Genomic DNA, 24,827 nt, shown 5'->3' on the forward strand with positions numbered 1-24,827 from the left:
ATAATATCACCCTATCAGAAAGCTATGATACCTCTAACGCAAAAGAAAAGCATGAAAAGTCTTTTGCTGGTGTGACAGGCTCTGTCAATGTGGGCATTCTTGGTACAGTAAAAGATGTAAAGGATGCAGTCAAACGTTTTGGTCATGGGGATACAAAACACAAAATCGGCAATGGTCTTATTGCTGGTCTAAAAGGCTATGATCTCTATAGCAAAGGCAAAGGTCTTTATAATGAGATGAAGGGTGGAAACCTTAAACAGTCTATTCGTGATATTGCTGATGTTTCTGCTAGCGTAACCGTGGGCTTTAAGACAGAGAAGGCAGAAGCCTCTGTTCAGACTTCTACCGCGGTAACAGGTACAATAGAAGCAGGACGCGCTGTTAATATGCAAGCCCACAAAGGCAGCATCCATGGTGTTGGAGCCGATATTATCGCTGGTACAAACCCGATGCAAAGCAATGATGAACAGAGCGGGAATATCACCATGGGAGCAGGTAAAGATATCATCTTTGAAAGTGCGCAAAACACGCAAAGCACACAAAACCACACGCAAAGCGCTTCAATGAATGTTGGGTATAGTTATGGTACCGGTGGTACAGGGTGGATGGGGAATGCTTCTTTTGGTAAAGGCAAGGGTTCCAGTGAGGAGGTTCACCAGAAGAACAGCCATATTATTGGCACCGGCACAGTTCACACAACGAGTGGTGCAAACACCACATTGGCAGGCGCCGTGGTTTCTGGAGAGCGTGTAGAAATGGAAGTAGGGGGTGATTTTGCCATTACCAGCCGCAGTGATACGGGACACAGTTCCAGCAAGCAAAACTCTGTTTCCATTGGTTATAATAGCCGAGAAAAGGAAGGTACAGCCACAACCAATATTTCATTGAACAAGGATAAATCCTCTAGTGATTATCATAGTGTTGTGGAGCAATCAGGCATCAAAGCGGGTGATGGTGGTTTTAAGATCAACGTTAAAGATAAAACAACGCTGACCGGAGGTATTATTGAAAGCACCGCGCCGGCAGAAAAAAACAGCCTGACCACAGGAAGCATTAGTACCAATGATATCAGCAACAGTGCGCATGCGCAAGCTAGCAGCCAAGGTTTAAGCATTTCGGCGGGTGGTCCGATGTATCAGGGCAAATATGGTGTCGGGAAAAACATTGCTAAAAATGTCTTAGATCATTCAAAAGCTAAAGATTCAGAGGAAGGATATACCAAATCTGCTATCAGCAATGGCACTATCGTCATTACTGATGAAGCAGGGCAGAAGGCATTAACAGGGCAAGATGTTGAGCAAGCCATAGCCTCCCTTAATCGTGATACTGCCACCGCCCATAAAGGTGTACAACAGCTCGATGCAGGCAAGCTGGAACAAATCGTCCATGAAAACCGTGAAATGGCAACCCAACTTTTAGAAGAAGGATTTAAATACAGTGATGACTCCTATAAAACCATGTTTATCAAAGAGCACCCCATCGCCGTGGTCGACCGTGATGAAAAGGGCAATATAATCTATAAAAAAGATGAAAATGGACAGTATATCAAAGACGCTCGTGGACAACCAATACCTCACGCACATTATTTAACGGATGAAGAAAAGCAGCATTTACAAGAGGGTGCTGATGGCAAGGTGCATGTGTCCTTTAATGGCATCTTTACTCCACCAGAGGAAGCCGCTGTTTATGCGGTTCAACATGCGGAGAATAAAAATGAACCGCTTTATTTTGTTGTGTTCCCAGAAGCCGATTCTGCTATCTCAGAACTTCTAGTCGCGGGCTATCAGAAGTTTATGGAAAATAACTTTTGGGGTCTGACTAATTCCACACAAGAAGCAAAAGACTTGATGTATAGCTATGGTCTTACAGGATTAGAACTTTATGGACATAGTCGCGGGACAATGACATTGGGAAATATGCTGAATTCTTTCAAACAAGAAGGTGTTCACGGTATAGCCGACAACACGAATATCAATTTCTATGGACCAGCCTTTAATGTTTTAGTTGCATCCGGTCTGTTAGGTTATGTGAGTGATGGCAAACAAACCACTGTTGGCTTTGATGGGCATAGATATGACTTTGTAAGCAGAATTATTGGCGGCAATGGCTATACTTATGAGACAATACCTGCTGGTAGTAACGTTTTGACAGAATGGTGGAGAGTGATCATGAATCCCATAAGTCCCCATACTTGTCTTGGAGATGCGAGCGATAAGTGTACATGGCGCTATGGCACATCTCATCGTGAACAAAATAAGAAAAAAATCTTGCTATTAGTTTTCAGGAAGATATTGTTAATTGTGATGACAACGATGCTGTTAAGCAGCGTATAGGATTGATCAATGGTTATTTGAAGTCAGTAGTGAAAGAAGGTTGGGTGGATATTACTGAAGGGAAGAGCCTTTTTGATGATTGTATAATAGAAAAATCTAATAGTGGTTTTGTAGATTATTGTTTACAAATTAAAGTAAATAACCTCTTTTTTATTTACATGAGAGAAGTAAAGGGTTTCGTTGGTTTTTTTGTTTTAAAGTCCTTACAGAAGTTCGCAGGCATAGAAGCAAAAATGGAATAATTTTTTTATTGAATGAGCCAGCAAATAATTTACATATTCATCCACAGAGAAAAATATTAAGCTCCTTACAAACTTTATCGAGCATAAAGGGCAATAAAGTAATTTATTCGACGCATTCCCCTTATCTTATTAACGACGATAATTTGGATAATTTGTTTACCGTACGTAATGAAGCAAATGATTTTGAAGCGCCTCGAATTGTTTGTGAAAGATTTCTGGAATTAACTATATCTCCTGAAGAAACTGTGAGGGCTGTTGAGCCTATTGTTCAAAAAACATGGATTACACACCTTGGAACAGGAGCTGATTGGATTATAAAAAAATTTAATGGAGTTGCTGCTAATGCAAAGAAAGTAAATCACATTGCTGATTGCGTGAAACATATTATTGGTGGATAATTTTCTCAGTTTATGCCGTAAAGCTTATACCCTTACGCGTTTTATTTAAATGCTAACACCCTTTGGTAAAATTTTACGGAAACTTCGCATTGATCACTCCGAACGCCTCTTAGATATGGCTAAGAAATTAGACATATCTGTAGGATTTTTATCTTCTGTCGAGATTAGCAAAAAATCTGTTCCTGTAGGACTGGAGGAAAAGATCATAGAGCTTTATGGTTTAGATCAAGAGGCAGCAGAAATTTTGAGAAGAGAATCGGATGCTTGTTGTAAAAGTTTCACTATAAAGTCTTCTGATACATTTAGATGTGAAGCTGTTGGTATGTTTGCTAGACTGATAAACATTATTTCACAAGAAAAGATTTAGAACTATTAAAAAATTGTTAGAGAAAGCTGGCAAAAAGAATACGCTTTGTAAAGGAAATAGTGAAAACCCTATTCCCCTAACTTTATTAAGGCATCCCTCGCAGCAAAAAAGATATGAATTTCAAAAACTTAATAGGAATATAAAGCTATATGGTGGGCGATGAGAGACTCGAACTCCCGACATCCTCGGTGTAAACGAGGCGCTCTACCAGCTGAGCTAATCGCCCAATGCAATGATCAGCAATTGAATGGAGACTATTTAAGGAAGAATTTTTCTAAACGCAAGAATAAAGATGGGATTTGATAATTTTTTTTAAAAATGCATAATCCTTCTTGACATGAACGCATGAACCCCTTACACGACCGCTTGTACCAAATTAAATTGGTTCGAAAAAAATGCGCGGGTGTAGCTCAGTTGGTTAGAGTGCTGGCCTGTCACGCCGGAGGTCGCGGGTTCGAGCCCCGTCACTCGCGCCATTTCGTGATTCCTTATGAAATTTCCTTTTTAAAATATCCATATGCTATGAGTAATGTGGTGGAGTGTTTGATCGGGGAATAAATATGTTTTTTCTTTCTTTTTATATGGTTTATAAGAATAGGGCTTGCGTCTTTCTTTGCTCTGCGTTACCTATGCCGATAAGAAAAGTATCGCTCTGTATGCCTTAGAAGCAGTATGAATAGAGTTAATAGAGCGATTGTTAAATTTGTCTGTTTGGTCTCGCAATATTGAATCATTGTGTTAAACTCAGGCATTTCGTTACGATGGAAGAGGGTTATGGCTTATTTATTGAGCTCTTATTTGCCAGTCTTGATTTTCATTATTGTGTCAGCGGTTATTGCTGGAGTTTTGTTGATTACACCTTACATTGTAGCATATCGTTCCCCCGATCCTGAAAAATTATCGGCTTATGAATGTGGGTTTAATTCATTTAGTGATGCACGCATGAAGTTTGATATTCGTTTCTATTTGGTATCAATTTTATTTATTATTTTTGATCTTGAAGTTGCATTTCTTTTTCCTTGGGCTGTTTCATTCGAATCAATAGGTATGTTTGGCTTTTGGTCGATGATTGTGTTTTTAGCGATTTTGACTATTGGATTTATATATGAATGGAAAAAAGGAGCCCTTGAATGGAATTAAGATCTAATAATTCAACGATTGAGGCTCCAAAACCAAAAGGAATCATTGATCCAAATACTGGTGGGCTGATAGGATCTGACAATAAGTTTTTTCGTGATATCAATGCTGAATTATCAGATAAGGGTTTTTTAGTTACCTCGGCAGATGCTTTGATTACTTGGGCACGTACCGGTTCTTTAATGTGGATGAGTTTTGGTTTGGCTTGTTGTGCTATCGAAATGATGCAATGCTCAATGCCTCATTATGATAATGAGCGTTTTGGATATGCACCACGAGCTTCACCCCGCCAGTCAGATGTGATGGTGGTGGCAGGTACTCTGACAAATAAGATGGCTCCTGCTTTAAGAAAAGTGTACGATCAGATGCCAGAGCCACGTTATGTGATTTCTATGGGATCATGTGCAAACGGTGGGGGATATTATCATTATTCCTATTCAGTAGTGCGGGGATGTGATCGTATCGTGCCTGTCGATATATATGTCCCAGGGTGTCCACCTACAGCAGAGGCATTATTATACGGCATATTGTTGCTACAGAAAAAAATCCGTCGTACCGGATCCATAGAGCGATAGAGAGTTTTTTTGTCATGGTGGATGAAACATTGGTTGAGCTTGCTGCTTATTTGGAAAACAAATTAAAAAATAAGCTTGAAGAGACTGTTCTTGCTTTTGGTGAATTGACCATTGTGGCACGTCTTGATGCAATTATCGATGTCTTAATGTTTGTTCGTGATGATTCTCGCTGTCAATTTATTAATCTTACAGACATTAGTGGTGTGGATTATCCTTCTCGCGATAAGCGCTTTGATGTTTCTTACCAATTGTTATCTCCTCGTGAGAATTTACGCTTACGTGTAAAGGTTCGTACTGATGAAAATACTCCTGTTGCTTCAGCTTGTACGGTTTATCCTGGTGCAGAGTGGTATGAACGAGAAACGTATGATATGTATGGGATTTTATTTTCAGGACATCCGGATTTGAGACGGATTTTAACAGATTATGGGTTTGAAGGATATCCTTTACGCAAAGACTTTCCTGTGACAGGATTTGTTGAATGCCGTTATGATAATGAAGCAAAGAGGGTGATTTATGAGCCTGTTGTTTTGCGCCAAGAGATGCGTAATTTTGATTTTCTTTCTCCTTGGGAAGGAGGACAGTATACTTTGCCATGTGATGGGAAAGCAGATGAAAAAAAATAATATTGGTTTTGATAAGGCATTATATTAGGGTACTGTATTTCTTAAATAATTAAATATTTTTTAGCGTGATAGATTTTTTTGATATTTGATATGAAGTTTTTTAAAAAGCAAGGGGTTGATTGTGGCTGAGGTCAATGTTCGAAACTTTAATATCAATTTTGGTCCGCAGCATCCTGCCGCGCATGGGGTTTTGCGCATGGTTCTGGAGCTGGACGGTGAAGTTGTTGAGCGTGTAGATCCACATATTGGGTTGTTGCATCGCGGTACTGAAAAATTAATGGAAACAAAGACTTATCTCCAAGCTGGTCCTTATCTAGATCGTTTGGATTATGTTGCTCCTATGAATCAGGAACATGCTTTTGTTCTTGCTATTGAAAAGTTATTAGATATAAAAGTTCCTAAAAGAGGGCAATTAATACGTGTTTTGTTTTCTGAAATTGGGCGTATTCTTAATCATTTGCTTAATGTAACGACACAGGCAATGGATGTTGGTGCTTTAACACCACCGCTTTGGGGATTTGAGCAACGTGAAAGATTGATGATTTTTTATGAGCGTGCCTGTGGTGCTCGTCTTCATGCAAATTATTTTCGTCCTGGTGGCGTGCATCAAGATTTACCAGAATCTTTAGTTGAGGATATTGGTGATTTTATTGATCCATTTCTTGTTTCTCTCGGAAAACTTGACGCGCTTGTGACCCCAAATCGGATTTTTAAGCAGCGTAATGTGGATATTGGCGTTGTAAGTATTGATGAAGCTTGGGCACGCGGTTTTTCTGGGGTTATGATTCGTGGAGCTGGTGTTCCATGGGATTTGCGTAAAAGTCAGCCTTATGAATGTTACGATGAAATGGAATTCGATATTCCTATAGGTAAAAATAGCGATTGTTATGATCGCTATCTTATTCGTATGGAAGAAATGCGTCAATCAGCGAAAATTATGCGCCAATGTGTGGAACGTTTACTGAGTACTGAAAAAAATGGACCAGTTTCGAGCTTGGATCGCAAAATTGTACCACCGACGCGGAGTGAAATGAAAAGCTCGATGGAAGCACTGATTCATCACTTTAAACTCTATACGGAAGGTTTTCATACACCTCCTGGAGAAGTATATGTTGCTGTGGAAGCTCCGAAGGGTGAGTTTGGTGTTTATCTTGTTTCTGATGGAACCAATAAGCCTTATCGTGTCAAGTTGCGTGCTCCTGGGTTTGCTCATCTCCAAGCTATGGATTTTTTAACCAGAGGTCATATGTTAGCAGATGCTACAGCTATTTTGGGTTCGATTGATATTGTTTTTGGGGAGGTTGATCGCTAATGTCCGTACGCCGTCTTGCAGATGATGTTTATCAGCCCGCTGAGTTTTCTTTTACAAAAGAAAATCAGATATGGGTAAAAAATACCATAAAAAAATATCCTGCAGGGCGTCAGCAGTCTGCTGTAATTCCATTATTAATGCGTGCTCAAGAGCAAGATGGTTGGGTGACACGTGCTGCGATTGAGCATATTGCTCAGATTCTTTCCATGGCTTATATCCGTGTCTTAGAAGTTGCTACTTTTTATACTCAGTTTCAGCTTAAGCCTGTTGGAACAAAAGCGCATATTCAAGTTTGTGGTACAACGCCTTGTATGTTACGTGGTTCTGATGAATTGATTAAAGTTTGTCAGAAAAAAATTCATCATGAACCTTTTGCGACCAATCAGGATGGAACCTTATCATGGGAAGAGGTGGAGTGTCTTGGTGCTTGTGTGAATGCTCCGATGGTTATGATTTTTAAAGATACTTATGAAGATCTTACAGCTGAACGCCTTGAAGAAATTATTGATGCATTTGAAGCAGGTAAGGGTTCTGAGATAGAGGTTGGTCCGCAAAATAGTCGTAAATCGTCGGAACCGATTAGTGGTTTAACTTCTCTTATTGATGATGAGAAAGAAAAAAAGATCTCTCAAGTCTTCACCAAAAAAGGATAAGGAAAGAATGGGGAACATAATTAAGTATTTTTCTTGAGAAAATATTTTATTATTCTACCCATGATGGCAACATTTAACGAAAAGTAAGAAATCTTGAAAAGATATTTAAAAATTGCATTTGAGGAAAAGCGGAAAATGCTATGGGTGATAGAAAAAAAGGTGGGGTATGCTAGCTGATAAAGATCGTATCTTCACCAATATTTATGGTTTAAAAGACAAATCATTAAAGGCTGCGATGTTGCGTGGGCATTGGAATGGTCTGAAAGAAATGATTGACAAAGGTCGTGATTGGATCATTGATGAAGTGAAGGCATCGGGTTTACGCGGTCGTGGTGGTGCTGGTTTTCCTACTGGAATGAAGTGGTCCTTTATGCCAAAGCAGAATGATGGACGTCCTCATTATTTGGTTGTCAATGCCGATGAATCTGAACCTGGAACTTGTAAAGACCGTGATATTTTACGTCATGACCCCCACACTTTGATTGAAGGATGTGCAATCGCTACTTTTGCTATGGGAGCCAATGTTGCTTTTATTTATATTCGTGGTGAATATATTCGTGAACGTGAAGCGCTTCAAGCTGCCGTTGATGAATGCTATGATGCGGGTTTACTTGGCAAAAAAACGAAATATGGGCATGCTTGTGATATTGTTATTCATCATGGAGCGGGTGCTTATATTTGTGGTGAAGAAACAGCTCTTCTTGAAAGTCTTGAGGGAAAAAAGGGACAACCTCGGCTTAAACCACCATTTCCTGCCAATATGGGGATTTATGGCTGTCCAACAACAGTAAATAATGTAGAGTCTATTGCCGTTGTTCCAACGATTTTGCGGCGGGGTGCTTCGTGGTTTTCATCAATCGGACGAGCAAATAATGTTGGAACGAAATTATTTATGGTTTCAGGGCATGTTAATGCACCTTGTACATTTGAAGACGCTCTTGGTGTTTCATTCCGTGAATTAATTGAAAAACATACGGGTGGTGTTCGTGGTGGATGGAATAATCTTTTAGCAGTTATTCCAGGGGGGGCTTCTTGTCCAGTCGTTCGTGGTGAGGATATGATCGATGCGATCATGGATTTTGATGGGATGCGAGATGTCGGGTCTTCTTTTGGCACAGGGGGAATGATTGTTATGGATAAATCAACCGATATTATCAAGGCAATTTGGCGTATAGCTGCTTTTTTCAAGCACGAGAGTTGTGGTCAGTGTACACCGTGTCGTGAGGGGACGGGATGGATGATGCGTCTTTTAGGGCGTATGGTTGAGGGAAGAGCGCAAAAACGCGAGATTGATCTTTTGTTTGAAGTGTCTAAACAGGTTGAAGGACACACTATTTGTGCGCTTGGTGATGCTGCCGCATGGCCTGTACAGGGGTTGATACGTAATTTTCGTCCAGAAATCGAGCGTAGAATTGATGAATACACGCGAAATGTAGTCCAAAGCAAAAATATTGCTTTAGAAGCGGTTTAATAAAGGATTTTGTTTTAAGAGCGACCGAATGCAAATTTTAAGTGGGTTATCCGCAGGTTGGATGGGTGATGATAAATATCAAAGTTGATGGCAAAGAGATTGAAGTTCCTGATTACTACACGTTGCTTCAGGCTGCTGAGGCGGCTGGGGCAGAAATTCCACGTTTTTGTTTTCATGAATCTTTGTCAATTGCTGGAAATTGTCGTATGTGTTTAGTTGAGGTTAAGGGTGGTCCACCAAAACCTCAGGCTTCTTGTGCTATGGGGGTTCGTGATTTACGATTAGGGCCTAACGGTGAGGCACCTGAGATTTTTACCAATACACCGATGGTAAAAAAAGCACGTGAAGGTGTTATGGAATTTCTTCTCATTAATCATCCTTTGGATTGTCCAGTGTGTGATCAAGGGGGAGAGTGTGATCTTCAAGATCAAGCAATGCTTTATGGACGAGATTGTTCTCGTTATACAGAAAATAAACGTGCTGTAGAAGATAAATATATTGGACCTCTTGTCAAAACTGTTATGACACGGTGTATTCATTGTACACGGTGTGTTCGTTTTACAACGGAAGTTGCAGGTATTTCTGAGCTTGGTTTGATCGGTCGTGGTGAAGATGCTGAAATTACGACGTATCTTGAAAAAGCTATGACATCTGAATTACAGGGAAATGTTATTGATCTTTGTCCAGTGGGAGCTCTAACTTCAAAACCTTATGCGTTTCATGCCCGTCCGTGGGAATTGGTAAAAACGGAATCGATTGATGTGATGGATGCGCTTGGTAGTGCTATCCGTATTGATAGCCGCGGCCGTGAAGTTATGCGGATTATGCCGCGTACGAATGAAGATGTAAATGAGGAATGGATCTCTGATAAAACGCGTTTTATTTGGGATGGATTACGGACTCAGCGGCTTGATAAGCCATATGTACGCAAAGATGGAAAGCTTCAACCTGTCAGTTGGACAGAAGCTTTTGCAAAAATTAAAATGGTAATCTCTAAAATTTTTCCAGAAAAAATTGGAGCCATTGCGGGGGATCTTGCTTCTGTTGAAGAAATGTATGCCCTTAAAGCATTATTGAGTTCTTTGGGCTCAACGCTTTTTGATTGTCGTCAAAGAGGGGGGGCTTTATCGCCAGAGTTTGGGCGCTCGAGTTATATTTTTAATCCTACAATTGTAGGTATTGAACAGGCTGATGCACTGCTTATTGTGGGATCTAATCCACGTCATGAAGCAGCTGTTTTAAATGCGCGTATTTTAAAGCGCCAACGGATGGGCAATTTTCCTATTGCATTAATTGGAGAGAAAGTCGATTTACGTTATCCTTATTCTTACCTTGGATCTGGGAGTGATACATTAACGACACTTATTCGTGGAGAGGATGTTTTTTTTAATGTCTTAAAAGAAGCGAAGAGGCCCCTTATTCTTATCGGAGAGGGAGCGGTTTCAGGAAGTGAAGGTTTATCTGTTTTAAAAAGTCTTGCTAAATTAGCTGATAATATAGGTGCTCTTAGTGAGACATGGAATGGGTTTGGGGTTCTTCATAATGCAGCTTCGATTGTTGGAGGGTTGGACATAGGCTTTACTTCTAAGCTTGGGGTTGCAAATATACTTAAAACCTGTGAAGTTCTATTTTTGCTTGGTGCTGATGAAGTAGAATTAGCCAATACAAAAGCTTTTACAGTTTATATTGGGAGCCATGGTGATAATGGTGCACATGCTGCTGACGTTATTTTGCCTGCATCTGCTTACACTGAAAAATCAGGGCTTTATGTGAATACAGAAGGACGTGTTCAAATGACAAATCGGGCTGGTTTTGCTCCAGGTGAAGCAAAAGAAGATTGGGCTATTTTGCGTGCTTTATCGGATATTTTAGGACAAAAGCTCCCTTTTGATTCTCTTTCTCAATTAAGGCAATGCTTGTTTAATGATTATCCACACCTTTGTGCTGTTGATGATATAGTGCCTTCTGATATAAGTGGTCTTAAGGCGCTTGGTTCAAAAATGGTTTCTCTCGAGAGTCAAGCATTTACTTCTATGGTTAAAGATTTTTATTTAACAAATCCGATAGCACGTGCTTCTGCTGTTATGGCTGAATGTTCATCTCTTGCAAAAAACCGTGCTACACAAACAGTAAAGTAAGGCAAAGGAAAAGGAATAATGATGTATGATTTCTTTATGACTTGGCTGTTGCCATTACTCATTATAATCGGAAAAACACTTCTTCTTTTGGTCGTTCTTTTGGTCTTAGTTGCTTATCTTCTTTATGCAGATAGAAAAATTTGGGCAGCGGTACAATTGCGTCGTGGACCAAACGTTGTTGGACCATGGGGTTTGTTACAGTCTTTTGCAGATTTAATTAAATTTGTTGTTAAGGAGCCTATTATCCCTGCAGGTGCAAATAAGGGTGTTTTTCTTTTGGCTCCTTTTGTTTCAGCGACACTTGCTTTATCAACTTGGGCTGTTATTCCTGTCAATGAGGGTTGGGAGATTGCAAAGATTAATGTTGGCTTGCTTTATATTTTAGCCATTTCATCTCTTGAAGTTTATGGTGTTATTATGGGGGGATGGGCATCAAATTCAAAATATCCTTTCTTAGGAGCTCTTCGTTCGGCGGCACAAATGGTTTCTTATGAAGTTTCCATTGGTTTTGTGCTTGTGACTGTCATTTTAATAAGTGGTTCGTTAGATCTCACAACAATTGTTTTTAAACAAACGCACGGGCTTGGTACAACTCTTGGTCTTCCTTTTAACAGTTTTCTCGATTGGAATTGGTTGGTCCTTTTTCCAATGTTTATTATATTTTTTATTTCTGCGCTTGCAGAGACAAATCGTCCTCCATTCGATTTGGTGGAAGCAGAATCCGAACTTGTTGCTGGTCATATGGTAGAATATTCTTCAACGCCTTACATGCTCTTCTTTCTAGGTGAATATGTTGCGATTGTTTTAATGTGCGCATTAACAACCATTCTATTTTTAGGCGGTTGGCTGCCTCCCTTAGATGTTTGGTGGCTTAATTGGGTTCCTGGTATCATTTGGTTTGTTTTAAAAGTCTGTTTTGTATTTTTTTGGTTTGCTATGGTTAAAGCATTTGTTCCACGTTATCGCTATGATCAGCTCATGCGGCTTGGTTGGAAGGTTTTTCTTCCTCTCTCACTAGCAATGGTTGTGATAACTGCTGCTTTTTTAAAGTTTACGGATTTCGTTTAAGAGGAGATTTTACGATGTCAGGTTTTATTCAGGCGGCAAAGTCACTTCTTCTATTGGAATTTGTGAGTGCTTTTTTCTTAGCTATGCGTCAATTTTTTTCACCAAAACCCACGATTAATTATCCTTATGAAAAAGGTTTTGTATCTCAGCGTTTTCGTGGTGAGCATGCATTGCGTCGCTATCCAAATGGTGAAGAACGGTGTATTGCTTGTAAATTATGTGAAGCGATTTGTCCTGCTCAAGCGATTACAATTGAAGCTGGGCCACGGCGCAATGATGGTACACGTAGAACTGTCCGTTATGATATAGACATGGTTAAATGTATCTACTGTGGTTTTTGTCAAGAAGCCTGTCCGGTTGAGGCTATTGTCGAAGGTCCAAATTTTGAGTTTGCGACGGAAACACGTGAAGAACTTTATTATGATAAAGAAAAACTTTTATTGAATGGAGATCGCTGGGAGCGAGAAATTGCTCGAAATATATTGATGGATGCGCCTTATCGTTAAGTGTATCGTTAAATGAGGTGTCGGATATTTTTCCGATAAATTGTAATCTGGTATGAAGTTTATACCAATTGTTTGAATAATTAAGGAGAAGCCTATGCTAACAGATCTAGCGGCGGCATTTTTCTATTTGTTTGCTTTTATTATGCTAACAAGTGCAGTTATTGTTATTACAGCACGCAATCCAGTGCATTCTGTTTTGTTTTTAATCCTCGCATTTTTTAATGCAGCAGCTTTGTTTTTACTTGCAGGAGCAGAGTTTTTAGGGCTTATTCTGCTTGTTGTGTATGTTGGAGCTGTCGCTGTTTTATTTTTATTTGTCGTTATGATGCTTGACGTTGATTTTGCTGAGTTAAAGAGTGGAACTCTTCGGTATGCTCCTATTGGAGCTCTTATTGGTGTTATTATCGCTGTAGAATTGATTGTTGTTTTTATGAGTAGCTATTTTTCTCCAGTCTTGAGAGCGCATGTTACGCAACCAATGCCAGATTTAGCGCAGCGAACAAATACACAAGCATTAGGTGATATTCTCTATACGGATTATGTTTTCTATTTTCAAATTGCTGGAATGATTTTATTGGTTGCAATGATTGGAGCTATTGTTTTAACACTTCGTCATAAATTAGGAGTAAAGCGGCAATCTATTGCGGAGCAAGTTTCTAGAACGGTAGAAAGTGCCATTGAAATCAAACAAGTTGAATCAGGCAAAGGTATGTAAGGGGGGCTATGCAGATGTATATTGATATTACACATTATCTCACTGTTTCTGCTTTGATGTTTACAATTGGTATTGCTGGAATTTTTCTCAACAGAAAAAATGTGATTATTATCTTGATGTCCATTGAGCTTATATTGCTTTCAGTTAATCTCAATTTTGTTGCATTTTCAGCATTTCTTCATGATCTCGTTGGTCAGGTATTCGCTTTATTTGTCTTAACCGTAGCAGCTGCTGAAGCTGCCATTGGTTTAGCAATTCTGGTCGTTTTTTTCCGTAATCGTGGTTCCATTGCGGTTGAAGATGTTAATGTAATGAAAGGCTAACCAGTGATGTATTATACGATTGTCTTTCTTCCGCTTTTGGGTTTTTTAATTGCTGCACTAGGTGGAAAAACGATAGGAGATCGTGCGAGTGAATTGATAACATGTAGCTTTATGGTTGTTGTTGCCATATTATCGTGGATAGCATTTTTCAGTACTGCACTTGGTCATATTCCAGCGATTGATGTATTGGTATTACATTGGATGACTGTTGGTGACTTAAGCTTTAATTGGGCTTTACATGTTGATGCATTAACAGCTGTCATGCTTATTGTTGTGAATAGTGTTTCGGCATTAGTGCATATTTATTCAATTGGTTATATGCACCATGACCCTTCAAGGTCTCGTTTTTTTTCTTATCTTTCTTTGTTTACATTTATGATGCTTATGTTGGTCACATCCAATAATTTGATTCAGATGTTTTTTGGATGGGAAGGTGTCGGACTTGCTTCTTATTTACTCATTGGTTTTTGGTTTCAGCGCGATTCTGCTAATAAGGCCGCAATGAAAGCTTTTGTAGTTAACCGTGTTGGAGACTTTGGTTTTCTCTTAGGAATCTTTAGTATTTTTGTTTTGTTCCAATCGGTTGATTTTGCCTCTATTTTTGCAAAAGCTGCCGACAAGAGCTTTATACAAAATATGACATTTTTAGATTGGCAATTTGATGGGCAGACGGCAATTACCATTACATGTCTTTTATTATTTATTGGTGCGATGGGAAAATCCGCACAATTTCTTTTACATACTTGGCTGCCTGATGCAATGGAAGGGCCAACCCCTGTATCAGCGCTTATTCATGCCGCTACAATGGTAACGGCTGGTGTTTTTATGATTGCGCGTATGTCGCCAATTTTTGAACTTTCTTCAACTGCTTTGACCGTGATTATTATTGTTGGTGCAACAACAGCGTTTTTTGCAGCAACTGTGGGGTTGGTACAGAATGATATTAAGCGTGTTATTGCTTATTCTACATGCTCTCAACTTGGTTATATGTTTGTGGCATTAGGTGTTGGAGCTTATGGCGCTGCTGTCTTTCATCTTTTTACGCATGCTTTTTTTAAAGCCTTATTGTTTCTTGGTGCAGGTTCTGTGATTCATGCTGTATCTGATGAACAAGATATGCGAAAAATGGGTGGGTTACGCAAACATATAAAGGTCACCTATTGGATGATGATGGTCGGGACCATTGCCTTGACCGGAGTTGGAATTCCAGGAACACTTTTCGGGACTGCAGGTTTTTTCTCAAAAGATGCGATTATAGAGTCTGCTTTTGCATCTCATAATATTGCTTCAGGATATGCTTTTTATCTTCTTGTTTTTGCTGCCTTTTTAACAAGTTTCTATTCATGGCGACTTATCTTTATGACATTCCATGGTAAACCACGGGCAACAGTTGATGTGATGCATCATGTTCATGAATCGCCTCCAGTTATGTTGATTCCACTCTTTCTTTTATCTATTGGAGCAATATTTTCTGGTGTCGTTTTCCAACCTTACTTTTTTGGTGACTTGTATAATGCTTTTTGGAAGGGAGCATTGTTTACAAGCAGCCATAATCATATTCTTCATGATGCTCACCATGTTTTTAATTGGGTAAAATGGTCGCCTTTTATAGCAATGATTCTTGGGTTTATGTTGGCTTATTTATTTTATATTGTGGCTCCCTCTCTTCCCAAGAAAATGGCGCGTATTATGCCAGGAGTGTATCACTTTCTTTACCAAAAGTGGTATTTCGATCAATTATATAACTTTTTATTTGTTCGTCCTACCTTTAGAATTGGTTCTTTTCTTTGGAAAGTGGGAGACGGTAAGATTATTGATGCTCTAGGTCCCAATGGTATTGCAGCGCGTGTTGTTGATATTACAAATAGAGTTGTTCGAATGCAAACAGGCTATCTTTACCACTATGCATTTGCAATGCTTATCGGCGTTGCATTGCTCATTACATGGATGATGATCGGGGGCGTAAACTAATGACCGATTGGCCTATTCTTTCTACGGTTACATTTTTGCCGCTTGTTGGTGTTCTTCTGATTTTGTTTATCAAAGATGATAGTGAAGTAGCACGCCATAATATACGTAATGTCGCATTTTTTACGACTCTATTTGTTTTTATTATTTCTTTAATTATTTGGATAGGATTTGATTCTAGCAACCAAAATTTTCAAATGGTTGAAAAATCCAGTTGGTTAGGGGGTGGTATTAGCTATCATATGGGGGTCGATGGTATTTCTATTCTTTTTGTTGTTCTCTCGGCTTTTCTTTTGCCTTTCTGTATTTTAGCAAGTTGGGAGAATGTTAAAGAGAGATTAAAAGCCTATATGATTGCGTTTCTTCTTCTAGAAGTTGCGATTATTGGTGTTTTTTGTGCTCTTGATGCAATGCTATTCTATGTTTTTTTTGAAGGCAGCCTCATTCCAATGTTTATCATTATAGGTGTATGGGGAGGAGCACGTCGTGTTTATGCAAGTATAAAGTTTTTCTTATATACTTTACTTGGTTCAGTGCTTATGCTGGTTGCTCTTATGGTTATGTATTGGGAGGCTGGGACACTTGATATACCAACTTTACTCAATTATCAGTTTCCTGCTCATATGCAAATATGGCTATGGCTTGCATTTTTTGCTTCTTTCGCAGTTAAAATGCCAATGTGGCCAGTTCATACATGGCTCCCTGATGCTCACGTAGAAGCACCGACAGCGGGTTCTGTTATTTTAGCTGGTGTCTTACTTAAATTAGGTGGGTATGGTTTTCTTCGTTTTTCTTTACCTATGTTTCCTATCGCTTCAGCAGATTTTGCGCCTTTTGTTTTCACATTATCGCTTATCGCTATTATTTATACATCACTGGTTGCACTTGTTCAAAGTGACATCAAAAAACTTATTGCTTATTCTTCAATAGCGCATATGGGGTATGTGACAATGGGTATTTTTGCTGCGAATGAACAGGGGATACAAGGGGCTATTTATCAGATGTTATCCCATGGAATTGTTTCAGCAGCATTGTTTCTTTGTGTTGGGGTTATCTATGATCGCTTGCATACACGTGAAATTTCAGCGTTTGGTGGTTTAGTGAATAATATGCCTAAATATGCTGTTGTTTTCTTAATTTTCACTATGGCAAATGTTGGTTTGCCTGGAAGCTCAGGATTTTTGGGTGAATTTTTAACCTTAATAGGTGTTTTTCAAGTAAATAAATTGGTTGTTGTTTTAGCAACAACAGGTGTTATCTTATCGGCAGCCTATGCCCTTTATCTTTATCGGCGTGTGGTTTTTGGTTCCTTGGATAAAGAGAATTTAAAAGTATTAATAGATCTTTCTTTAAGAGAAAAATTCCTCCTTTATCCAATGGTTATTCTTACAATATTCTTTGGTATCTATCCAACGCCTATTCTTAAGGCAACGGCGTTTTCCGTAGAAACCCTCATCAATAAACTGCACTAGATAAGGGAAGAATGCACATGCAAACTGAAATAATAGCGCAATTAGTCTTAATTCTTCCAGAGCTTTTAATTGCATTAGGAGCTGTCGTGCTGCTTATGATTGGTGTTTATTCCAATACACGTGCTTCTTTAACAGTGACAGGTTTAGCTATGGCACTTCTTGTGGCAACCATTATTATTCTTATAGTTTTTCCGAAAAATGGTTCATTTCAAACCAATGCGCTCGTTATCGATTCCTTTAGTCGTTATATGAAAATTTTAATGCTTATTGGTGCACTCTTTTCTCTTATCATGTCTGTTGGTTTTGCCAATGCACAAAAGTTTAATATATTTGAGTTTCCAGTACTTGTTCTTTTAGCAACCCTTGGAATGATGTTTATGATTTCAGCGGGTAATATGCTGTCGCTTTATATGGGGTTAGAGCTGCAATCTTTAGCTTTATATGTTTTAGCAGCGATTAATCGTAATAATGTAAAATCTTCTGAAGCCGGTATAAAATACTTTGTTTTAGGAGCATTATCTTCAGGGTTGCTTCTTTATGGTATTTCTTTGCTTTATGGTTTTACCGGTCAAATTGGTTTTCACGAAATTGCTCTTGCTTTAAAGGGCAAAAATGTACAATTGGGGGTCATTTTTGGAATTGTCTTTATTTTAGCTGGTTTAGCTTTCAAAATTTCTGCTGTTCCGTTTCATATGTGGACACCTGATGTTTATGAAGGAGCGCCCACACCGATTACAGCATTTTTTGCTGGTGCCCCTAAAGTTGCTGCAATGGCTTTAATCATCCGTATTATTGTGGTGACCTTTATTCCCCTAGGGCGTGTTGATAACGTGATGCCTGCATGGCAACAAATTTTGGTGTTCATGGCGATTGCATCAATGATACTGGGTGCTTTTGCTGCAATCGGTCAGAATAATATTAAGCGCTTAATGGCTTATTCGTCGATCAGTCATATGGGTTATGCACTTGTTGGTTTATCTTCTGGAGATATGCTTGGGATAAAAAGCGTTATCCTTTATATGACTATTTATCTTGGAATGACGCTTGGTTCATTTGCCTTTATTCTTGGAATGCGCTCTCAGAATGGAAATGTTGAAAATATTTATGATCTTTCAGGGTTAGCAAAGACGAATCCGTTTATGGCTGTTGTGATGACAATACAGCTTTTTTCTTTAGCAAGCATACCTCCTATGGCTGGTTTTTTTGGAAAGTGGTATACATTTTCTGCTGCTGTCCACGCTGGACTTACGCCACTTGCTGTCGTTGGGATGATAGCGTCTGTCGTTGGGGCTTTTTACTATTTGAGAGTCATTAAAATTATGTGGTTTGATGATGCAAAAGCGCATTTTGTTGCTTTATCGAAAGAGCTTCAATTTTGTCTTGGTCTTTCTGTATTCTTTATTTTATTTTACGCGCTTTTTGGAGTTTGGTTCGCTGAGCTAGCAGAAAAAGCAGCAACAGCATTGTTTTAATGAATATGGTTTATACTTTATCAGATTTTGCACAAAAACAGGGATACACTGTTGAAGCGTACGATAGTGTTGATTCAACAAATCTTATTGCGCAACGAAAAGCGCAAACTGGTCATCAAGGTAATCTTTGGATTGTTGCACAAGAACAATCACAGGGAAGAGCAAGAAGAGGGAGGACTTGGTCTAGTCCAAAAGGGAACCTTTATTCTAGTCTTTTATTAATTGATGATATTGTTCATCAAACTGCGGCTCAACTTGGTTTTGTTGCTGGAGTAAGTGTGGCAGAGGCAATAAAACAATTGATAAAAGAGGAAAAGCAGACAAACAATATTGTGAGCTTAAAATGGCCAAACGATATTTTGCTCAGAGGAGAAAAAAGCTCTGGAGTTTTGCTTGAGATTTTAAAATTGTCATCACAACAATATGCCTTGGTTATTGGTATTGGAATAAATGTGAAATATAATTATGAAGATGCGCCCTATTCCACTTCAAGCTTAAAGAATATCGGGTTGCGTATTGATGCAGAACAATTATTTACGGTTTTGACGGAGTGTTTTTCTAAAAATTACCTTCTTTGGAAACAACCAAAAGGATGTGAAATAATCCGAAAAAAATGGCTTTTATATTCCGCTCATCTTGGGAAACATGTCAAAGTGGTGAATGATGAAAAAGTCATTGAGGGTATTTTTGATGGTCTTGATAGTGATTTTAACTGCATCATAAAGCGAAAAGACGGTCAGACAGCCATTATAACAGCTGGGGATGTTCATTTTGGTTTGGCTGATTCTGTTAATGCAGGCCGTTATTGAAAAATTATTTTATCATCAGATACCTTAATGATTTGGGAGATGTTTATGGTTGCAGCCAATAGATGTGAATTTGTTTTTTTACCTCTGGGAGGTGTAGGTGAAATAGGGATGAATTTAGCTGCTTACGGATTTGGTCCCCAATATCTTCGTGAATGGCTGCTGGTTGATATGGGGATTAGTTTTGCTGGTTCTGAATTACCAGGTGTCGATCTTGTTTTGCCTGATATTCGTTTTCTAGAAAGTGAAAAACACAATATACGGGGTCTTGTTTTAACACATGCACATGAAGATCATTATGGGGCCGTTCTTGATTTATGTCCAAAGTTACAAGTGCCGATTTACTGTACGCCTTTTACGGCAGGATTATTGGAAACTAAAAAACAATTAGATTTTGAATCTCAAAAAATTTTACTCAATATTTTTCAAGCTGGTGATTGTTTTCAGGTAGGTTCCTTTGCTGTAGAGGCTATAGCCGTTAACCATTCAATACCAGAATCTGTATCTTTAGCAATTACAACCTCTTTGGGGACTGTGATTCATACTGGTGATTGGAAAATTGATCATACCCCTTCACTCGGGGCTGTAACCGATGAAAAAAGATTTCGTGTTTTAGGCAAAAAAGGTATTTTAGCATTACTTTGTGATTCTACAAATGCATGTCGGGATGGTATATCTCCTTCAGAACAGCAAGTTCAAGCCAGTCTTTCAGAGATTATTTCTAAAGCTGAAGGGCGCGTTGCGATAGCAACTTTTTCTTCTAATATTGGTCGGATACGTTCTATTGCTCTTGCAGCTGAAGCTGCTGGACGTAAGGTGCTTGTCATTGGGCGTTCCCTTAAGCGAAGTATTATGGTTGCACAAGAGCTTGGTTATATGAATGGTTTAGCACCATTTGTAACGGAAGATGATTATGGCTACATCTCGCGAAAAGATCTTGTTTTAATTGTCACAGGGAGCCAAGGTGAGCCATGTGCTGCTTTGGCTAAACTGTCACGTGATGGAATGAAAAATATTGCACTTTCCACTGGTGATACCGTTATTTATTCATCACGAAGTATTCCAGGAAACGAAAAAGCGATTATTGAGGTACAAAATCGTTTCATTGATTTGGGTATTAAAATTATTACGAATGAAGATGCACTTGTTCATGTTTCAGGTCATCCCCGTCGTTCAGAACTTTTACAGATGTATGATTGGATAAAGCCACAAATACTTGTCCCTGTACATGGGGAAGCAATGCATCTTAAGGCTCAGGCAACTTTAGCACGTCAAGCGGGTATTAAAACTGTTATGGATATCAGAAATGGCCATATGTTACGTCTTGCACCAGAGCCTGTAGAAGTTATTGATCAAGTTCCTGTTGGCCGCATCTATAAGGATGGTTGCCTAATTGGAGATGAAGATGAATTAGGGATTCGTGAACGCCGCAAACTAAGTTATGCTGGTCATGTTACTATTTCTCTCCATATAAATAGTAAGCATGAATTATTAGGGGATATAGGTCTAACAACATTCGGGTTACCTGAAAGTAATGGAAAGGGGGAAAGTTTAAAAGATATTCTTTTAGATATCGTAGAAAATACAGTTTATAATATCCCACGCATGAAACAGAAAAATAATGAACTTATTCGAGAGGCAACACGACGTGCAGTAAGAGCGGCTGTTCATGAAATTTGGCAAAAAAAACCTATCTGTACAGTTTTTTTACATCGGTCAAAATAAAAGAACTTTCCTATTACGTTATTTAAAAAGAGAAGAGCATTTTTATTTTATTGCTAAATAAGAAAAATAGAGAATAAAGCACAATAAATTTTTAAATGATAAGATCGTTATATTTGCAAGTATTCAGAATGCGGCTATAGATGAATAGAGGGTGTGATAAATTGTTCCGATATGATAGATCTGATTAGGAGTTAATTATTTCAATGCGTCTTTCTCAATATTTCCTTCCACTTTTAAAAGAGAATCCTAAAGAAGCAGAAATTGTTTCTCATCGCTTCATGTTGCGCGCTGGAATGATTCGACAACAAACATCAGGGATTTATTCTTGGCTTCCTTTGGGAAAAAAAGTGCTTGATAAAGTTTGTAAAATTATTCGTGAAGAGCAAGAACGTGCGGGTGCAATAGAAATATTGATGCCTACGATTCAGTCTGCTGATCTTTGGCGTGAAAGCGGTCGTTATGATGATTATGGTTTGGAAATGCTCCGCATTAAAGATCGTCAAAAGCGTGATTTACTTTATGGTCCAACCAATGAAGAGATGGTAACAGATATTTTTCGCTCTTATGTTCGTTCTTATAAAGATCTTCCGCTTAATTTATATCATATTCAATGGAAATTTCGTGATGAAATTCGTCCACGTTTTGGTGTGATGCGAGCACGAGAATTTTTAATGAAAGATGCTTATTCTTTTGATCTTGATTATGAAGGCTCTGAAACATCTTATAATCGTATGTTTGTTGCTTATTTACGCACTTTTTCTCGCCTTGGCTTAAAAGCAATTCCTATGCGTGCAGATACAGGTCCAATAGGGGGGGAACTCAGTCATGAATTTATCATTTTGGCTGAAACAGGAGAGAGTGCTATCTTCTGTGATAAACAATTTCTTGAACTTACCGTTCCTGATAGTTCAATCGATTTTAGTGATAAAGCTGTTTTAGATGATATTGTTAAGCAATGGACATTTTTTTATGCAGCAACGGAAGAAATGCATAATGAAGAGGAGTGGGCTAAAGTTTCTGATCATAATCGTCTTTCAGCGCGTGGTATTGAAGTAGGGCATATTTTCCACTTTGGTACTAAATATTCTGCTCCAATGGGAGCAAAAGTTATGGGACAAGATGGAAAAGAGTATGTGGTCTCTATGGGATCTTATGGTATTGGGCCTTCGCGTCTTGTTGCGGCCGCTATTGAGGCTTCTCATGATGAAAATGGTATTATTTGGCCAAAGTCGATGGCACCGTTTGATTTTGGGATTATCAATATGAAGCCCGATGATGAAAAATGCACACAGGCATGTGAGTTTCTCTATCAGGGATTAAAGAAGGTTGGTTTTGATCCGTTATTAGATGATAGAAATGAACGCCCTGGATCAAAATTTGCAACAATGGATTTGATTGGTTTGCCAACACAAATCATTGTTGGTCCTAACAGTATTGCACAAAATGAAGTTGAAATTAAAGATCGAAAAACAGGAATAAAAAAATCTCTAAAGGTTGAAGATGTGCTCAGCCAACTTTCTATAATTTAATAGGAAATATTATGAAGAGGCTGAAAAACAAATGCTTTTCATCTTATGAGTGGATGATCGCTTTTCGTTATATGATTCCCAATAAAAAACATGTCGTTGCATCTGTTATTTCAATTATTTCTCTTATTGGGATTATGTTGGGCGTATTTGCTCTGGTTGTTGTTATGGCGGTGATGAATGGCTTTCGTACAGAACTTCTCAATCGTATTCTTGGTATGAATGGGCATCTTATTATTCAAACAGTTGATTCTGGTTTTTCTGATTATAAGACTCTTATTTCTTCTTTAGAAACTACAAATGGTGTGAAGTTTGCTTTACCTGTTATTGAAGGTCAAGCGCTTGTTCAAGGTGAAGTTCAAGGTGGCTCTGGCGCGTTAGTTCGTGGTATGCGCAAACAAGATCTAGAAAAGCTTAAAACAGTCTCTCAAAACATTAAATTAGGGTCGATTTCTCGGTTTGATCAAGAAGAAGGTGTTGCAATTGGAAGTGGCTTAGCAGAAAAATTAGGACTGACAGTTGGAAGAGATATTCGTATTATTACTCCAGATGGTGATGAGACTCCTTTTGGCGTTACCCCACGTGTGAAAGCTTATAAAGTCGTTGCTATTTTTGAAGTTGGTATGTCTGAATATGATTCAATATTTATCTTTATGCCTCTCCATGAAGCACAAATGTTTTTTAATTTGGGAGATAAGGTTCAGTCTTTGGAATTATTTCTAAATGATCCTGATGCTGTTGATCAAATAAAACCTGTTGTAGAAAAAGCAGTTGAACAACAGGTCTATTTAATTGATTGGCGTACACGCAATCAGGCTTTTTTTTCAGCCTTACAGATTGAACGAAATGTTATGTTTTTCATTCTTTCTCTGATCGTTCTTGTTGCTGCTTTAAATATTATTTCAGGGCTGATTATGCTTGTAAAAGATAAAAGTCATGATATTGCAATTTTACGCACGATGGGGGCTCAACAGAGTGCGATTTTGCGTATATTTATCATTACAGGAATGATGATTGGTTTTATTGGAACTATATTGGGTTTAGTTTTAGGTGTTATCGCGACCGCGAATATTAATCATATCCAAGATTTTATATCTTGGTTATTTAATGTCGACGTTTTTAATCCTCAACTTTATTTTTTAACAAAATTGCCTGCACAAATTGAGTGGAAACAGACCATCTTGGTTGCTATGATGGCTTTATTCTTGTCGTTTCTTGCTGCTCTCATTCCGGCATGGCGTGCTGCTAAGCTAGATCCCGTACAAGCTTTGAGGTATGAATAATGACAGCTATTTTAGAGCTTGTAGAGATTGAAAGACACTTTTTCGAGAGTCATAAGCCACTCATTGTTTTAGATAAAGCGAATTTTATTCTTAATCGTGGAGAGCTTGTCGCACTTGTTGCACCATCTGGTGCTGGAAAATCAACACTTCTTCATATTGCTGGATTATTAGAAAAACCAACAGCTGGTGATGTGATGTTACGGGGTGTTTCTTGTGCAAAGCGCTCTGATAGTGAGCGAACAGCTATAAGACGAAATGATATTGGTTTTGTTTATCAATTTCATCATTTACTTCCAGAGTTTACGGCGTTAGAAAATGTCATGATACCCCAAATGATAGCAGGATTAAAAAAATCTATAGCAGAAGATCGTGCGCGCAAATTATTGACGTATCTGCGTGTTTCTCATCGTGCGAACCATCGTCCCTCAGAGTTATCGGGAGGAGAACAACAACGTGTTGCTATTGCACGTGCAGTAGCAAATGGCCCTTCGGTTCTTTTGGCTGATGAACCTACAGGAAATCTTGATCCAGTAACTTCAGCTTATGTCTTTCAAGCTTTATCTATCCTTGTTCGTCAGTCTGGTCTTTCTGCTCTTATTGCAACACATAATTACGCTTTGGCTAAGCAAATGCATCGTCGAATTACACTTAAAGAACAAAAGATTATAGAACTTCCTTAAAGCAAGGTAAAAATTTTATACGACTAATTGA

21 protein-coding genes, 2 tRNA genes and 2 pseudogenes are annotated in these 24,827 nt (G+C 38.6%); 24 read left to right on the top strand and 1 reads right to left on the bottom strand.

Annotated features, from left to right (window positions below):
- The 4 genes and pseudogenes from ACFIMI_RS04715 to ACFIMI_RS04730 form a co-directional block, all read left to right on the top strand.
- Positions 1 to 2,333 (top strand): hemagglutinin repeat-containing protein (locus ACFIMI_RS04715; RefSeq protein ID WP_375692284.1); only part of this gene is annotated, 2,333 nt, incomplete at its 5' end.
- Between the two features lie 44 nt (positions 2,334 to 2,377).
- Complete coding sequence (locus ACFIMI_RS04720; RefSeq protein WP_375692285.1) at positions 2,378 to 2,575, top strand: hypothetical protein; 198 nt, start codon at positions 2,378 to 2,380, stop codon at positions 2,573 to 2,575.
- An 8-nt stretch (positions 2,576 to 2,583) separates the two neighbouring features.
- Positions 2,584 to 2,973, top strand: coding sequence for a hypothetical protein (locus ACFIMI_RS04725; RefSeq protein WP_375692286.1), 390 nt, complete (start codon positions 2,584 to 2,586; stop codon positions 2,971 to 2,973).
- Positions 2,974 to 3,022: 49 nt separating this feature from the next.
- Positions 3,023 to 3,374: pseudogene (locus ACFIMI_RS04730) on the top strand (XRE family transcriptional regulator); the annotation flags it as partial.
- A 116-nt stretch (positions 3,375 to 3,490) separates the two neighbouring features.
- Here the strand turns inward: ACFIMI_RS04730 and ACFIMI_RS04735 are convergent.
- A tRNA-Val gene (locus tag ACFIMI_RS04735) sits at positions 3,491 to 3,566 on the bottom strand.
- A 173-nt stretch (positions 3,567 to 3,739) separates the two neighbouring features.
- Here ACFIMI_RS04735 and ACFIMI_RS04740 point away from each other — a divergent pair.
- The 20 genes and pseudogenes from ACFIMI_RS04740 (at position 3,740) to ACFIMI_RS04835 (ending at position 24,796) form a co-directional block, all read left to right on the top strand.
- A tRNA-Asp gene (locus ACFIMI_RS04740) sits at positions 3,740 to 3,816 on the top strand.
- Positions 3,817 to 4,114: 298 nt separating this feature from the next.
- A complete protein-coding gene (locus tag ACFIMI_RS04745) occupies positions 4,115 to 4,480 on the top strand; it encodes an NADH-quinone oxidoreductase subunit A (protein WP_005773599.1) in 366 nt (121 codons plus the stop codon).
- Complete coding sequence (locus ACFIMI_RS04750; RefSeq protein ID WP_375638388.1) at positions 4,471 to 5,052, top strand: NuoB/complex I 20 kDa subunit family protein; 582 nt, start codon at positions 4,471 to 4,473, stop codon at positions 5,050 to 5,052. Before ACFIMI_RS04745 ends, ACFIMI_RS04750 begins: the two co-directional genes overlap by 10 nt.
- 14 nt (positions 5,053 to 5,066) lie before the next feature.
- Positions 5,067 to 5,678 (top strand): NADH-quinone oxidoreductase subunit C, encoded by a 612-nt coding sequence (locus ACFIMI_RS04755; protein ID WP_375613458.1) that lies wholly within the window; start codon positions 5,067 to 5,069, stop codon positions 5,676 to 5,678.
- A 121-nt stretch (positions 5,679 to 5,799) separates the two neighbouring features.
- Positions 5,800 to 6,990, top strand: a complete 1,191-nt coding sequence (locus ACFIMI_RS04760) for an NADH-quinone oxidoreductase subunit D (RefSeq protein ID WP_375613457.1) — start codon at positions 5,800 to 5,802, stop codon at positions 6,988 to 6,990.
- Positions 6,990 to 7,680 (top strand): annotated as a pseudogene (gene nuoE / locus ACFIMI_RS04765) (NADH-quinone oxidoreductase subunit NuoE). The gene ACFIMI_RS04760 and the pseudogene nuoE overlap by 1 nt, the downstream one beginning before the upstream one ends.
- A 129-nt stretch (positions 7,681 to 7,809) precedes the next feature.
- A complete protein-coding gene (nuoF, locus tag ACFIMI_RS04770) occupies positions 7,810 to 9,114 on the top strand; it encodes an NADH-quinone oxidoreductase subunit NuoF (protein WP_375613456.1) in 1,305 nt (434 codons plus the stop codon).
- A gap of 68 nt (positions 9,115 to 9,182) precedes the next feature.
- Entirely contained in the window at positions 9,183 to 11,252 is a 2,070-nt protein-coding gene (gene nuoG / locus ACFIMI_RS04775; protein ID WP_375613455.1) for an NADH-quinone oxidoreductase subunit NuoG, read from the top strand.
- Between the two features lie 21 nt (positions 11,253 to 11,273).
- Entirely contained in the window at positions 11,274 to 12,320 is a 1,047-nt protein-coding gene (gene nuoH / locus ACFIMI_RS04780; protein ID WP_375632259.1) for an NADH-quinone oxidoreductase subunit NuoH, read from the top strand.
- Between the two features lie 14 nt (positions 12,321 to 12,334).
- Positions 12,335 to 12,826, top strand: coding sequence for an NADH-quinone oxidoreductase subunit NuoI (nuoI, locus tag ACFIMI_RS04785; RefSeq protein WP_273723184.1), 492 nt, complete (start codon positions 12,335 to 12,337; stop codon positions 12,824 to 12,826).
- A gap of 94 nt (positions 12,827 to 12,920) precedes the next feature.
- Complete coding sequence (locus ACFIMI_RS04790; protein WP_375613454.1) at positions 12,921 to 13,541, top strand: NADH-quinone oxidoreductase subunit J; 621 nt, start codon at positions 12,921 to 12,923, stop codon at positions 13,539 to 13,541.
- A 14-nt stretch (positions 13,542 to 13,555) separates the two neighbouring features.
- Complete coding sequence (gene nuoK, locus ACFIMI_RS04795) at positions 13,556 to 13,864, top strand: NADH-quinone oxidoreductase subunit NuoK (protein WP_273791275.1); 309 nt, start codon at positions 13,556 to 13,558, stop codon at positions 13,862 to 13,864.
- Positions 13,865 to 13,870: 6 nt separating this feature from the next.
- Complete coding sequence (nuoL, locus tag ACFIMI_RS04800; RefSeq protein WP_375685982.1) at positions 13,871 to 15,835, top strand: NADH-quinone oxidoreductase subunit L; 1,965 nt, start codon at positions 13,871 to 13,873, stop codon at positions 15,833 to 15,835.
- Complete coding sequence (locus ACFIMI_RS04805) at positions 15,835 to 17,304, top strand: NADH-quinone oxidoreductase subunit M (protein WP_273791287.1); 1,470 nt, start codon at positions 15,835 to 15,837, stop codon at positions 17,302 to 17,304. Before nuoL ends, ACFIMI_RS04805 begins: the two co-directional genes overlap by 1 nt.
- 17 nt (positions 17,305 to 17,321) lie before the next feature.
- Positions 17,322 to 18,776, top strand: coding sequence for an NADH-quinone oxidoreductase subunit NuoN (gene nuoN / locus ACFIMI_RS04810; RefSeq protein ID WP_375613452.1), 1,455 nt, complete (start codon positions 17,322 to 17,324; stop codon positions 18,774 to 18,776).
- A complete protein-coding gene (locus tag ACFIMI_RS04815; protein WP_375613451.1) occupies positions 18,776 to 19,585 on the top strand; it encodes a biotin--[acetyl-CoA-carboxylase] ligase in 810 nt (269 codons plus the stop codon). Before nuoN ends, ACFIMI_RS04815 begins: the two co-directional genes overlap by 1 nt.
- 45 nt (positions 19,586 to 19,630) lie before the next feature.
- Entirely contained in the window at positions 19,631 to 21,307 is a 1,677-nt protein-coding gene (locus ACFIMI_RS04820; RefSeq protein WP_375613450.1) for a ribonuclease J, read from the top strand.
- A gap of 203 nt (positions 21,308 to 21,510) precedes the next feature.
- Complete coding sequence (gene proS / locus ACFIMI_RS04825) at positions 21,511 to 22,836, top strand: proline--tRNA ligase (protein ID WP_375613449.1); 1,326 nt, start codon at positions 21,511 to 21,513, stop codon at positions 22,834 to 22,836.
- Between the two features lie 11 nt (positions 22,837 to 22,847).
- Positions 22,848 to 24,116, top strand: coding sequence for a lipoprotein-releasing ABC transporter permease subunit (locus ACFIMI_RS04830; RefSeq protein WP_273791270.1), 1,269 nt, complete (start codon positions 22,848 to 22,850; stop codon positions 24,114 to 24,116).
- Positions 24,116 to 24,796: an ABC transporter ATP-binding protein gene (locus tag ACFIMI_RS04835; RefSeq protein WP_273791269.1), complete on the top strand. Its 681-nt coding sequence runs from the start codon at positions 24,116 to 24,118 to the stop codon at positions 24,794 to 24,796. The genes ACFIMI_RS04830 and ACFIMI_RS04835 overlap by 1 nt, the downstream gene beginning before the upstream one ends.
- Positions 24,797 to 24,827 lie beyond the last annotated feature (31 nt).

The organism is Bartonella sp. AP4SXKL (genome assembly GCF_042195845.1).
In the GTDB taxonomy this organism is placed as follows: domain Bacteria; phylum Pseudomonadota; class Alphaproteobacteria; order Rhizobiales; family Rhizobiaceae; genus Bartonella.

What these genes read in the sequence shown, in the direction of transcription:
- ACFIMI_RS04755 (WP_375613458.1), top strand. Translation starts at nt 5,067, where the DNA reads ATGGTGGATGAAACATTGGTTGAGCTTGCTGCTTATTTGGAAAACAAA.
- nuoF (WP_375613456.1), top strand. Translation starts at nt 7,810, where the DNA reads ATGCTAGCTGATAAAGATCGTATCTTCACCAATATTTATGGTTTAAAA.
- nuoH (WP_375632259.1), top strand. Translation starts at nt 11,274, where the DNA reads ATGTATGATTTCTTTATGACTTGGCTGTTGCCATTACTCATTATAATC.
- nuoL (WP_375685982.1), top strand. Translation starts at nt 13,871, where the DNA reads ATGTATTATACGATTGTCTTTCTTCCGCTTTTGGGTTTTTTAATTGCT.
- nuoG (WP_375613455.1), top strand. Translation starts at nt 9,183, where the DNA reads ATGATAAATATCAAAGTTGATGGCAAAGAGATTGAAGTTCCTGATTAC.
- nuoI (WP_273723184.1), top strand. Translation starts at nt 12,335, where the DNA reads ATGTCAGGTTTTATTCAGGCGGCAAAGTCACTTCTTCTATTGGAATTT.
- ACFIMI_RS04820 (WP_375613450.1), top strand. Translation starts at nt 19,631, where the DNA reads ATGGTTGCAGCCAATAGATGTGAATTTGTTTTTTTACCTCTGGGAGGT.
- ACFIMI_RS04805 (WP_273791287.1), top strand. Translation starts at nt 15,835, where the DNA reads ATGACCGATTGGCCTATTCTTTCTACGGTTACATTTTTGCCGCTTGTT.
- ACFIMI_RS04750 (WP_375638388.1), top strand. Translation starts at nt 4,471, where the DNA reads ATGGAATTAAGATCTAATAATTCAACGATTGAGGCTCCAAAACCAAAA.
- proS (WP_375613449.1), top strand. Translation starts at nt 21,511, where the DNA reads ATGCGTCTTTCTCAATATTTCCTTCCACTTTTAAAAGAGAATCCTAAA.
- ACFIMI_RS04745 (WP_005773599.1), top strand. Translation starts at nt 4,115, where the DNA reads ATGGCTTATTTATTGAGCTCTTATTTGCCAGTCTTGATTTTCATTATT.
- ACFIMI_RS04815 (WP_375613451.1), top strand. Translation starts at nt 18,776, where the DNA reads ATGAATATGGTTTATACTTTATCAGATTTTGCACAAAAACAGGGATAC.
- nuoK (WP_273791275.1), top strand. Translation starts at nt 13,556, where the DNA reads ATGTATATTGATATTACACATTATCTCACTGTTTCTGCTTTGATGTTT.
- ACFIMI_RS04835 (WP_273791269.1), top strand. Translation starts at nt 24,116, where the DNA reads ATGACAGCTATTTTAGAGCTTGTAGAGATTGAAAGACACTTTTTCGAG.
- ACFIMI_RS04830 (WP_273791270.1), top strand. Translation starts at nt 22,848, where the DNA reads ATGAAGAGGCTGAAAAACAAATGCTTTTCATCTTATGAGTGGATGATC.
- nuoN (WP_375613452.1), top strand. Translation starts at nt 17,322, where the DNA reads ATGCAAACTGAAATAATAGCGCAATTAGTCTTAATTCTTCCAGAGCTT.
- ACFIMI_RS04790 (WP_375613454.1), top strand. Translation starts at nt 12,921, where the DNA reads ATGCTAACAGATCTAGCGGCGGCATTTTTCTATTTGTTTGCTTTTATT.